This window comes from Winogradskyella forsetii (assembly GCF_013394595.1).
In the GTDB taxonomy this organism is placed as follows: domain Bacteria; phylum Bacteroidota; class Bacteroidia; order Flavobacteriales; family Flavobacteriaceae; genus Winogradskyella; species Winogradskyella forsetii.
Genome location: NZ_CP053348.1, coordinates 1,287,983 through 1,299,581, shown reverse-complemented (window position 1 = coordinate 1,299,581; position 11,599 = coordinate 1,287,983). Strand labels below are relative to the sequence as shown.

11 protein-coding genes are annotated in these 11,599 nt (G+C 33.6%); 4 read left to right on the top strand and 7 right to left on the bottom strand.

Annotated elements, in window-relative coordinates; all coding sequences use genetic code 11:
- Nucleotides 1-3: 3 nt before the first annotated feature.
- Together HM987_RS05520 and lptB are read left to right on the top strand one after the other, a co-directional pair.
- Nucleotides 4-360, top strand: a complete 357-nt coding sequence (locus HM987_RS05520; protein ID WP_179005992.1) for a carboxymuconolactone decarboxylase family protein — start codon at nucleotides 4-6, stop codon at nucleotides 358-360.
- Between the two features lie 256 nt (nucleotides 361-616).
- On the top strand, nucleotides 617-1,357 hold the full coding sequence (gene lptB, locus HM987_RS05515; RefSeq protein ID WP_178988974.1) for an LPS export ABC transporter ATP-binding protein: 741 nt from the start codon (nucleotides 617-619) through the stop codon (nucleotides 1,355-1,357).
- A 549-nt stretch (nucleotides 1,358-1,906) separates the two neighbouring features.
- Here the strand turns inward: lptB and HM987_RS05510 are convergent.
- On the bottom strand, nucleotides 1,907-2,788 hold the full coding sequence (locus tag HM987_RS05510) for a DUF808 domain-containing protein (protein ID WP_179005989.1): 882 nt from the start codon (nucleotides 2,786-2,788) through the stop codon (nucleotides 1,907-1,909).
- Between the two features lie 37 nt (nucleotides 2,789-2,825).
- Nucleotides 2,826-3,584 carry a CDP-alcohol phosphatidyltransferase family protein gene (locus HM987_RS05505; protein ID WP_179005987.1) on the bottom strand — a complete coding sequence of 253 codons (759 nt, stop codon included), beginning with the start codon at nucleotides 3,582-3,584 and terminating at the stop codon, nucleotides 2,826-2,828.
- Nucleotides 3,585-3,741: 157 nt separating this feature from the next.
- Between HM987_RS05505 and HM987_RS05500 the strand changes: the two genes are divergently transcribed.
- Complete coding sequence (locus tag HM987_RS05500; RefSeq protein WP_179005985.1) at nucleotides 3,742-4,812, top strand: putative type IX sorting system protein PorV2; 1,071 nt, start codon at nucleotides 3,742-3,744, stop codon at nucleotides 4,810-4,812.
- Nucleotides 4,813-4,821: 9 nt separating this feature from the next.
- Nucleotides 4,822-6,003 carry a lipoprotein N-acyltransferase Lnb domain-containing protein gene (locus HM987_RS05495; protein WP_179005983.1) on the top strand — a complete coding sequence of 394 codons (1,182 nt, stop codon included), beginning with the start codon at nucleotides 4,822-4,824 and terminating at the stop codon, nucleotides 6,001-6,003.
- Here the strand turns inward: HM987_RS05495 and HM987_RS05490 are convergent.
- From HM987_RS05490 to HM987_RS05470, 5 genes are all read right to left on the bottom strand, one after another.
- Nucleotides 5,997-7,391, bottom strand: coding sequence for an exopolysaccharide biosynthesis polyprenyl glycosylphosphotransferase (locus HM987_RS05490; RefSeq protein ID WP_179005980.1), 1,395 nt, complete (start codon nucleotides 7,389-7,391; stop codon nucleotides 5,997-5,999). The two genes, HM987_RS05495 and HM987_RS05490, sit on opposite strands and share 7 nt — an antisense overlap.
- Before the next feature lie 56 nt (nucleotides 7,392-7,447).
- Nucleotides 7,448-7,924, bottom strand: coding sequence for a glycosyltransferase family 4 protein (locus HM987_RS19505; RefSeq protein WP_229724615.1), 477 nt, complete (start codon nucleotides 7,922-7,924; stop codon nucleotides 7,448-7,450).
- A gap of 486 nt (nucleotides 7,925-8,410) precedes the next feature.
- Nucleotides 8,411-9,805, bottom strand: coding sequence for an O-antigen ligase family protein (locus tag HM987_RS05480; RefSeq protein ID WP_179005969.1), 1,395 nt, complete (start codon nucleotides 9,803-9,805; stop codon nucleotides 8,411-8,413).
- 15 nt (nucleotides 9,806-9,820) lie between these two features.
- Nucleotides 9,821-10,885, bottom strand: a complete 1,065-nt coding sequence (locus tag HM987_RS05475; protein ID WP_179005967.1) for a glycosyltransferase — start codon at nucleotides 10,883-10,885, stop codon at nucleotides 9,821-9,823.
- Nucleotides 10,885-11,553, bottom strand: coding sequence for a sulfotransferase family protein (locus HM987_RS05470; RefSeq protein WP_179005964.1), 669 nt, complete (start codon nucleotides 11,551-11,553; stop codon nucleotides 10,885-10,887). The genes HM987_RS05475 and HM987_RS05470 overlap by 1 nt, the downstream gene beginning before the upstream one ends.
- Between the last annotated feature and the right edge of the window lie 46 nt (nucleotides 11,554-11,599).

The window sequence follows — 11,599 nt, the reverse complement described above, 5'->3', positions numbered from 1 at the left end:
ATTATGTCTGATATTGTAGAGGAATTCAACGATTATCGTGCTAAAATGAATGATAAAATATTAGCAGATAACAACAAGATTGTAAAGCGTATTTTCAATCTTGATACCAATGCGTTTCAAGCTGGCGCTTTAGATAAAAAGACCAAAGAACTCCTAGGATTGGTGGCTTCAACCGTTCTACGTTGTGATGATTGTGTTAAATATCATTTGGAAGCCTCCTATAATGAAGGCTTGACCAAAGAAGAAATCAGTGAAGCGCTTGGTATTGCAACCTTAATTGGTGGCACCATTGTGATTCCTCATTTGAGGCGTGCCCATGAATATTGGGAAGCCATTGAGCAGCACAACCAACAAGGTTAAACTTTTAATAAATGACTGCCAAAGCCAATAGAATCTATATGATTTTATTAATTTTAGCGTTCTTATTCCTTTTTAATGATGAAATAGGAATAAAATAAAATGATGATTTTTTTATTTATTCAAAATAGAAAAATAAAGCATAGCCTTAGTTACGGTTTATTTTTATGTTGAAGAAGAAAGGAAACCTGTCTGCCGACAGGCAGGAAAGGGCGTTTTATTATTGCGATTTCATTATTATGAAGGATATATAAAAGATATGAAGTTACGAGCAGAACATTTAATGAAGTCCTACAGTGGACGAAAAGTGGTAAAAGATGTTTCACTAGAAGTTAATCAAGGTGAGATTGTTGGGTTATTAGGTCCAAATGGTGCTGGTAAAACTACCTCTTTCTATATGATTGTTGGGATTATAAAACCCAATGGCGGAAATATCTTTTTGGATAACACCAATATTACCAAGTTTCCGATGTACAAACGTGCCCAGAATGGTATTGGTTATTTGGCGCAAGAAGCTTCGGTATTTAGAAAATTAAGTGTTGAGGATAACATTTTAAGTGTACTTCAGCTGACTAAGTTAAGTAAGAAGGCACAAACCGATAAAATGGAATCCCTGATTGAAGAATTTGGTTTAGGGCATATCAGAACCAACAGAGGCGACTTGCTTTCTGGTGGAGAGCGACGCCGAACCGAAATTGCACGTGCTTTGGCAACCGACCCTAACTTTATACTTTTAGATGAACCTTTTGCAGGTGTTGACCCTGTTGCTGTTGAGGATATTCAACGTATTGTTGCTAAATTGACCAAAAAGAATATTGGTATTTTAATAACTGACCATAACGTACAAGAAACTTTAGCGATTACGGACAGAACCTATTTGATGTTTGAAGGTAAAATTCTCAAAGCCGGTAAACCCGAAGAACTGGCCAGTGACGAAATGGTACGTAAGGTGTACTTAGGCCAAAATTTTGAATTACGTAAGAAGAAATTGGAATTCTAAACCTGGTAATTTACTAATTATTTGTTTTAATTATTTGAAGTGTTAATAAGACTGGCTGTCCCTTAGTTTGAACTACTTCCCTAGCACTATAGTTCAAAAATTGATTTCTAAAAATCAGAAACTACAATTAAACTTATTTTTCGCTTCGTATTTTTCTAATGACAATTATAAAACCATATACAAATGCAGATTGAATTATGACATTTATAACCCAATATAGGCCAACCATAAATAAATCTTCGGAAACATAAAAGGGTAAACTACCGTTAATTAAACTAATAGGATAACTACATATGTCTAACAATTTTGATGTTACAGAAGATAGATCATTATTGGCTCGGGACAGCAGAACTTCAGAAAGAGCGATAATAAATTGAATTATTATCAGAACCAAGAAAACGATTACGAATTCTTTAAGTTTAAATTTTTTCATTTCAATACTCGTTTAGTTTAGAACCATACAATATCTCTATCGTAGTGGTCGGTTAGGTTTCTGCTATTAACCAACTGCAAATTTAACAAGCGTTTAAAAATAACAATTATATTTTTTTAATGCTTTATACTTTTACGAAAAAATAACTTTTTAATTAAATTAACGAAAAGTAGACAAGCAGCACCCACTGCCAATCCAATGATAAAATCCCTCAGTATGGACGGTATCTGTTCTAAAAAATGATGAAAAAAGGCTATGTTATGAACAAAGATTCCACCAGCAACCAAGATTAAGGCTATGGTGCCTATAACCGATAAGCCTTTAATAATTTTTGGTAAGGCCCAAACTAAAAAGGTACCCATTGAAAATAAAAACCCAGATTTACCATTACTTTTACTTATCAGCTTTAGACCAAAATCATCCATCCTAACAATTAATGCTACAATACCGTAAACACCAACTGTAGCAATTAGAGCTACAATTGATACCACAATTATTTGCGTGGTTAAAGGCTCGTTAACAACAGTCCCTAACGAAATGATAACAATTTCTACAGATAAGATAAAATCGGTTACAATCGCCGATTTTATTTTTGTTTTTTCTAACTCCAGCAGTTCTTCCTCGGTAAAATCCTTCTTTAGTTCTACAGTAACTTCTTTTGGATGTGGCACCAAAAACTCATAGATTTTTTCTGCACCTTCGTAAGCCAAGTACAAACCGCCCATAACCAAAACCACAACAACAGCCCATGGTAAAAAAGCACTCATCAAAAAAGCTAGTGGTAGAATTATCAATTTATTCAAAAACGACCCCTTTGTGATTGCCCATAGCACAGGAATTTCCCGGGAGGACACAAAACCAGATGCTTTTTCAGCATTCACAGCTAAATCATCACCTAAAATACCTGCGGTTTTTTTAGTTGTTATTTTGGTCATCGCAGCGACATCGTCCATTAAAACCGCAATATCATCTAGTAATGCAAAAAATCCTGAAGCCATTTGTTAAAATTGTTTGTTCTATGAATTGAATGATGGGTTAAGCTATTTTAGACTTTGTCAATAAAGATAGAATTATGTACAAAGCAATAATTAAAGGTATCGCAGCAAAATGAAGCACAATTAAGAGCACTACACTCAAAATGAGGAAAACATATCGTACTGAATTATCCTTAAAACCGTAATTTTTAAATTTTAATGCAAATAACTTAATGTTGGAATTCAATAAATAACAACTTAAAAGTGTGATACCAATTAAAAACCATTTATTGATAATTATAGAATTCATTACATCGCTATTCTGATATTCTAAAATTAGAGGTAAGGACAATATCACCAAAGTATTTGCTGGTACTGGCAACCCCTTGAAATAGGTTTGCTGATCTTCGTCTAGGTTGAATTTGGCCAAGCGATATGCCGAAGCTAACGCTATTAACAAACCAATTAACGGCAAAACAGACATTTTAAAGCCTTGCCAATGAAACATAGAGTTCCAACTATCCGTGTAAGCGCCAAAATCTGGTGCATCAATCGCCAATGAAATAAGCTTAAACATGATCACTCCTGGGACTACACCACTCGTTACCAGATCTGCAAGAGAATCTAGCTGAATACCCAAAGGACTTTGCACATTTAATTTTCTTGCCAAAAGACCGTCAAAAAAATCAAAAAATATACCTAGAAAAACAAATAAAGCCGCTGCAACAAAGTTGCCATAGACTGCAAATATTAGGGCTATACAGCCTGAAAACAAATTCAGTAGTGTTACTATATTCGGAATGTGTCGTTTTAAACCCATAAAGTTAATTTTTGTAAAAATATAAAAGTAATTGCGTCTTATTAGATTTATTTTTTGAAATTGTATGCATTGAAAACAATAAGAACGCCTTTTAACAGTTAAAGACGTATATGCTATTTAGAAAAATAATGCGCATCTTTGTAAAAAAATATTGCTGTTGAAAAGTTACTATGTAATTCTCTTAACACTTACCACATTTCTTGCTTCGGCACAAACTGCGCGTAAATATTCAAACGAATTTATGAATATTGGCGTTGATGCTGCTGCATTAGGTATGAGTAACGCTGTTGTGTCTCAAACTGATGATGTTAATTCTGGGTATTGGAACCCAGCAGGATTGGTACATCTTGAAGACAACCAATTGGCCTTGATGCACTCCAGTTATTTTGCGAATATTGCTAACTATAACTATATCGCTTATGCTATGCCTCTGGATTCTAAAAGTGCATTGGGAATTTCGTTGATTAGATTTGGTGTCGATGATATTTTGGACACCACACAATTAATAGATGATCAAGGTAACATTAATTACGATAGAATAAGCACATTTTCCACAGCAGATTACGGACTCACATTTTCATATGCCAAAAAATTACCACTAGATGGCTTAAACTTTGGTGTCAATGCTAAAATAATACGTCGGATTATTGGTGATTTTGCCTCATCATGGGGCTTTGGCTTGGATGCAGGTATTCAGTTTGAGAGTAAAAATGATTGGAAATTTGGCATTATGGCTAGGGACATTACGACGACTTATAATGCCTGGTCCATAGACGAAGAAAAATTTGAACAAATCAGTGGTGCAATTGAAGGGGAAAACCAGGAATTACCAGAAACCACAGAAATAACAATTCCGAAGTTACAGTTAGGAATGTCCAAAAAATGGATTTTTCATTATGATTATACTTTGTTAGCGGCTTTTAACTTGAACATGAGATTTGCTGAAAATAACGATATTATTTCAACCTCTTTTGCGAGTATCAATCCTGCCTTGGGTTTTGAGTTTGGTTATACAGGTCTGGTGTTTTTAAGAGCAGGCGTTGGTAATTTCCAGAATGAAATACAGGTTGACGATTCCGAGCAAGTGTCTTTTCAACCTAATTTTGGTGTCGGTTTTAAGTACAAGGGCATTCATATTGACTATGCCTTTACTGATATTGGCGACCAGAGTGCGGCTTTGTATTCAAACGTGTTTTCTTTAAAGATAGATTTTAGCGTTTTTCGATAATCACAAATTATGAAGAAATATTTACTATTTTTTTTATTATTCTTTTTTGTCTTAGGTTCTCCTTTTGCACAACAAATTCAACTTTCTCCAAATTCTGAAATATCCGTATTAACCATTGGCCCTGGGGAATCTCTGAATGATGCCTTTGGTCATAATGGATTCAGGATAAAAGACAGTAAGCAAGGGATAGATGTGGTTTATGGTTACGGCGCCTATGATTTTGATGCACCAAATTTCTATTTAAAATTTGCACAAGGGAAACTAAACTATCTGATAAGCAGAAATGATTTTTCCGATTTTAAAAATCATTACACCTACTACAACCGAACAATAAATGAGCAGGTTTTAAACCTTACCAGTGCGGAAAAACAAAAATTGTTCGACTTTTTAGAGAACAATTACAAACCAGAGAACAGACGTTATTTATATGATTTTTTCTATGATAATTGTGCAACACGAATTAGGGATGTCACACTTAAAATAACAGATCGGAAGATTGAATTCAATGCACCTGAAAATTTTGAACCTAAAACGTTTAGAACCCTTATTCATGACCATGTTGGCTTAAATACTTGGGGCAGTTTTGGTATTGATATTGCTTTGGGAAGTGTCATTGACAAAAAAGCCTCTCTTTGGGAGCATATGTTTTTACCACAATATATTCATACTTTGTTTAAAAATGCAAAGTTAAATGGTACTGAAAATTTAATTAAAAAATCGACGACGATTTATCAAAAAAAAGAAGCTGATTCGTCTTCTAATTTTCTATTTAGTCCATTAATGATTATGGGATTAATAGGCCTTGGGATTTTGTTTTTAACCTATAAGGATTATAGAAATAACACGAGAAGTAAATGGCTAGATATTATAATATTTGGAATTACAGGTGTTATTGGTATTCTTATTCTTTTACTATGGTTTGCAACTGATCATTCTGCAACAGCCCAAAATTATAATTTGTTGTGGGCTTTCCCTTTAAATCTACTTGTGATTGGACAATTGTTGAAATCTCAAATAAAGAACTGGTTTAAGGGTTATTTGAAGTTTCTGATTATAATACTCTGTCTAATGACCTTACATTGGCTTATTGGCGTTCAAGTATTTGCTATTGGATTAATTCCTATACTTATGGCTTTAATGATCAGGTATATTTATTTGGTACAATTCTTTAATAAGAATTCAAATTACTGACCTCTATAGTATAGAATGGTACTGAGGGTTTTCACTGCGATACTAAAGTCCAAAAACACACTTCTGTGTTTTATATAGTAGAGATCGTATTGAAGTTTTGTGAGACTATCATCAATAGAAGCTCCATATCTGGTACTTACTTGTGCCCAACCCGTTAAGCCTGGTTTTATAATATGACGCGTTTGGTAGAAAGGAATGATACGTGAAAGTTCATTCACAAAAAATGGCCGCTCTGGTCTTGGTCCAATGATGCTCATATCGCCTTTCAAAACATTGTAAAACTGTGGAATCTCGTCTAATCGTGAACGTCTTAATAACTTACCAAATGCTGTAACTCTGGTATCGTTTTTTTTTGCCCACTTTACGCCTTCCTCTTCGGCATTTATCACCATGGTTCTTAGTTTAATAATATTGAAACTCTCATTGTTTTTACCAACACGTTCTTGCGTATAAAACAGAGGACCTTTATTTCCAATTACATTTCCTATTAAAATAAGCGGCATAATTATTAATCCCAATATCAACCCTATTAACGAGAAAATGACATCGAAGGCGCGATGTAAAAAAATATAGAGTTTATTTTCGTTACTACGACTAAAGGGAAAATATTTATAGAAATCCTTACCTACAAACTGAATAGGAACTTTTTGAAGCATTTCTTCATAAACTTGTGTGTAGTCCCTTATTTTAAATCCACGCTCTAGTAACAACATTAGATCGTGATAAACTTCAGCCGTTATAGCTTCCGTATTAAAACTAGCGACTAGAATCTCTGAAATTCTTTCTCTATCAATAGTTTGTAAAAAATCACTGGCTTCAAATTCTTTTAAACCTTTAAATTTCACAGAGTCAGGTGTCGAAATTTCGCTATTAATAAAACCTATAATTTTATAATTAGGATCTGATGTATCCAAAGCCTTTATCAAACCATCAATATTAGATACCTCACCAACTAAAAGTACACGCTTATAAAATCGTGGCGACTCAATTAAATTGATATATGCCACTCTCCATAAAAGTATAGAGACAATCACCGTTAAATAAAAATATAAAATTTGAATTCGATCTTCAGGTAAAAAAGGAGAGAGTACTGGTGTTAATAAATAAAATAAAACAACCGTAGAAGCCGTTATTATAATATTTTGAAAGGTACTATCTAGCCTACTCGCTTTTTGTAAGTCGTACAGTTCAAAAATGGTTGCAAAGATAGAAACATAAATTCCCAATAAAATTAAAGCCACACTATTATCTGCACTAACAACAATATATTCAAAGTCAAAAAAAAGGCTCAAAAAATACACGCCAAGAAACACCATCCCTAAATCTACTAATCTAAGTAAGATCTTGCGTTCGGAAACTTCGAAATGAATGCCTTTTTTTTTAGCCATTGTGTGGGAAAACTATGTCGTAAAGATAATAAGATGAAACGATTTTTATAATTTATCTAAGACAAAAGGGTTTCCCATTTGTGTTTTACGATATTCCAATCATAATTTTCAACTTTAGAACGTGCATTATTAACTAAATTACTTCTAAGGTTTTCGTCTGAATTTAACTCAATAATAGCATCTACCATGGCATTAACATTTTCTGGTTCAACCAATAGTCCATCTCTATGATCCGAAATTAAATATGGCAAACCACCGACATTGGTTGATACCACTGGCAAACCGAGTGCCATAGCTTCAATAACGCTAAGTGGTGTATTATCTAAATTAGTAGTATTGATAAAAACATTGGAGTTTTTAGAAAGTTCTAACCATTCTGACTTCGCTAATTTTCCTGTAAAATGTATTTTTAACTGTTTTGATTCGGCTAAGGTCTTAACTTTTATCAATGAGCCATCTGAATCAGGTCCAACCATGGTGAGTTCAGCATCATAATTTCTTTCTATTAATTTTTCTAAAACTAAAATGGCCATTTCTGAGTTGTAAATGGAAGAAAAAGATCTTAGCCAAAATAGCTTTATGGTATCAATGTCTCTTCGGCGAAATTCATAATTGGCAATTTTTATATTATTTGGAATATATACAATGTTTTTAACCCATAAGATTCAAAGATCGATTTCAGAAAGTTTGAAGGTACAACTAATTTATAAGCATTTTTAAATATTAAAGCACTGGATCTTGGACTATCCTTTAAACGGTTTGCAAGATTTCCGCCACGGAAAATTAGAATATATTTAAGATTTAGAAATCGGCATAATTGACTAATTATTAAGGCATAGTAGAAATTTACAGTACTGTAGGTATCAATGAGAACAAAATCTGTTTTAGACTTATTGATTAGGACTAGCTTGCACATATCCAATAAACGTAACATTTAATTCGATTTTTTTGATGCAATTTTTACGGAATGAATTTCGTTGAAATGCTTACCTAACGTTTCAATAGTAGTTAACGTATTTCTATTGTTGGATAGTGCGTTTCCTATATATAAGACGTTTTTTTTCATGAGTTACATTTAATAAAGCCAAACCATAAATAAATCCAGGAGCAGCGATACGCATGGCTGAGTGATTAATGGTTGCAAACCAAAAAATCAGAAACGAATAAAACAATAAATTCCCTTTATGCTTGCTTCTATACACCAGTGGTGTAAAAATAAGTAATATCAGAATGATAACACCAAAAATACCATGTTCCGAAAACAATCGGCTTACTTCATTATGAGATGCAATTATTTTCCCTTCTTCTTCCAGTCGCACTTGTTTCATACCGTTTGCACCAACGCCAAAAAAGGGATGTCTTAAAAAACCTTCGATTTCATTCATGAATAAATCTACCCTACCTGTAGAAAGATCGGATTTTTCTCTTCCTGTTGCATCTTGATTAGCGTAACGATTTTCAATTAAACCATCCGTTTGGTTGGCCGTTATTGACCAAGTAATCACAACACCAATAGCTAATATAAAAACTGAACCTATAATTTGTTGGCGCCTTTTATATTTTGAGGTACCATAAAGTACTACCAAAAATCCAAAAATCATTATTATAGCAGTAAATATACCACCTCGACTAAAGGTAACCAAACCCCTAAAAGTTACTAAGCCTAATAATACTAAGTTAAAGACTTTTAAAAATAATGTTGGCGACTTCAAAAAATAGCGCACTATTAAAGCGACCATGCCCAAACCTAATAAAGTTGCAACCTGATTAGGTCCATAGCCTCCTGAAGCTTCAAAATTTGAACCTGTACCTTGCAGTACCTGTCTTACACTCGGGTTATACAAAAACAGATACACCATCATGGTAAGTACTGGAAAAGTCATGTAAGCCAATATCTGTAATAATTGTTCCTGTGTTATTTTTTTACTATAACAGTATAAGGCTGAAGCACCCAAACAAACAGGACCGCTCAATACAAAAGCAACGGATTTTCTAAAGTTTAAATCATAGCCTAAGGTAGTAGAAGCTACCAATACTGAAGGCACCAATAAAATAAGATAGATAAAATATGGGTAACTCTTACCTGATACTCCTGTAAAAAACATTCCTATAAGCACCAATAAAATGATGTAATATTTAGAAAATTCATAGAACAAGCCACCACCTGTCATCCTAAATAACGACTCGGCAGCCGCCATATACGCACAGCCAAATAATACCCACATTGTTTTTGAGGCCTTCGAAGACAACAATACCTTGCCTATGAAAAATATAGAAACTATAGTAAAATAAAGCTTAGAAAATTGAGGAATGGAATAAATCCCCACACCTATAAGTAGATGAAGCAATACCAAAGCGACGTACAGGTCATTAGTAAAATGATAGCGCTTTTTATGGGTTTGAGTTCTGGTCATTCTTAAAATGCAAATTTAAGCATATATTGCTAATATGCGCTTTACACTAGCCTCTTCTGAAAAGGAACTTGCAACAATGGATTGTAAAGCAACTCCAGTCTGCATTCTTATTGCATTATGTTCAATATATGAAGTTATTGCATTTGCCAAGGCATTTATATTGGTTGCAGGAACCAAACAGCCATAAGCTTTTTCACTGATCACTAAATCACAATCCCCTACATTGGTTGCCACCACTGCTAATCCACCTTGTCCATATTCTAATAAGGCTAATGGCAAACCTTCGGATTTAGAGGATAAGACGCCTATGTCCACTTGCGAGATTATCTGTTGGGTATCCTCACAACTCCCATAAAAAAATACGTTCTGTTCCAACTCTAATTCCTCAGCCAATACTTTAATTTCTGTGGAATAACTATCCTCAAAATCCTTTCCTACGCAATGCAAGGTCCAATCCGGGAACTGTTCATTGATTTTTTTAAAAGCTTTCAATAATGTGTTATGATCCTTTTGTGGACGTAAATTCGCCAAACACAATATACGCTTGCCTTGCTTACCGTTGAGTTTTGTCTGAGGTTTAGCTTCATTAGAGACTACAAAATTTGGTAAAAATTCAACTGTTTTACAGTTTAAATGTTGTTTATCCCAAATCGCCAATTTTGCATTAACTGTAATAATAGCTTTAAAAGTCCTTGAGCACCATTTTAAAATCTGCTTTGGTCGTTGATCCAAAAATTCGCTATTGCCATAATGATCGTGCCAAACGAAATTCACTTTAGGGTATGCCAATTTTAATAAAGTCCCCATAAAATAGGAAGAAGCGTGAGCATGCACCACTGTAATTTGTTCCTTTTTAATAAAGCGAATCAACCGTTTTAACGCCGAAAAGTCTATAGTCTTAGTACGCTTTAAAAATAAATAACCAACTTCATCATGCAATGCGTTTTTTAAGAGACCTTCTGCCCGAGTCGTACATATATACGAGGCTTCTATTTTTGTTCGCAGTGCATTGGCCAAGTTCACCGCCATGCGTTCGGCTCCACCAGCTTCCAAACTATCTATCAATTGCAATACACGCATTACTTTTTGTAATAAAATTTTTTAATTTTCTTCTTTAATTTGGAAGACCATTTAGAACTGTAATTAGCCTTATTAGCATAAGGAAAATTAACAATAGGTTGCTTCACATTCAAATAGTTACACATCAATTCCCATTTATTAACATCCTTTTGTAAATCTATGACTAAAAGATTTTTTTTGTTTTCGGAAAAAAATGCTTTACAGGCAATATTATGTTTGTTGTAGATTTCCCTGTAATGTTTTTCATTTGCAAAGGCATCGTTACTTTTATAAATGTAATCGTGATATTGAAATGAATTCTTACCAAAATGCTTCTGAACACTTTTTATCCACTGATCTTCATCTCTTATTGTTAGTATAAATTTAGCATTTGGAAATGTATAATATAATTCTTTATACATTAAAAACCATGGCGTATCTTGAAAAGCGTCATACGTTTCTAAAACACCATGTGTATTTTTCAATAAAAAGGATTTCGGTGCTATTTTAATCTTATCTAAATCTATGCCCTCTTTTAAACTACCACAAACGCGATAGCCTAATAATTGTAACGCCCTACCCATTGACGATGTACCTGTTTTATGAAAGCCAATTACAAATACTTTAGTTTTAGGTTTTGAAAAAAGCCGCCTTCTAAGTCCTAATAGAAACTCAGTAGAAGGCTTCATACTATTTAACTCAAACCTATTTAATTCAGGAAAATTCATAACATCA

What these genes read in the sequence shown, in the direction of transcription:
- HM987_RS05520 (WP_179005992.1), top strand. Translation starts at nt 4, where the DNA reads ATGTCTGATATTGTAGAGGAATTCAACGATTATCGTGCTAAAATGAAT.
- lptB (WP_178988974.1), top strand. Translation starts at nt 617, where the DNA reads ATGAAGTTACGAGCAGAACATTTAATGAAGTCCTACAGTGGACGAAAA.
- HM987_RS05510 (WP_179005989.1), bottom strand. Translation starts at nt 2,788, where the DNA reads ATGGCTTCAGGATTTTTTGCATTACTAGATGATATTGCGGTTTTAATG.
- HM987_RS05505 (WP_179005987.1), bottom strand. Translation starts at nt 3,584, where the DNA reads ATGGGTTTAAAACGACACATTCCGAATATAGTAACACTACTGAATTTG.
- HM987_RS05495 (WP_179005983.1), top strand. Translation starts at nt 4,822, where the DNA reads ATGAAGAAATATTTACTATTTTTTTTATTATTCTTTTTTGTCTTAGGT.
- HM987_RS05490 (WP_179005980.1), bottom strand. Translation starts at nt 7,391, where the DNA reads ATGGCTAAAAAAAAAGGCATTCATTTCGAAGTTTCCGAACGCAAGATC.
- HM987_RS19505 (WP_229724615.1), bottom strand. Translation starts at nt 7,924, where the DNA reads ATGGCCATTTTAGTTTTAGAAAAATTAATAGAAAGAAATTATGATGCT.
- HM987_RS05480 (WP_179005969.1), bottom strand. Translation starts at nt 9,805, where the DNA reads ATGACCAGAACTCAAACCCATAAAAAGCGCTATCATTTTACTAATGAC.
- HM987_RS05475 (WP_179005967.1), bottom strand. Translation starts at nt 10,885, where the DNA reads ATGCGTGTATTGCAATTGATAGATAGTTTGGAAGCTGGTGGAGCCGAA.
- HM987_RS05470 (WP_179005964.1), bottom strand. Translation starts at nt 11,553, where the DNA reads ATGAAGCCTTCTACTGAGTTTCTATTAGGACTTAGAAGGCGGCTTTTT.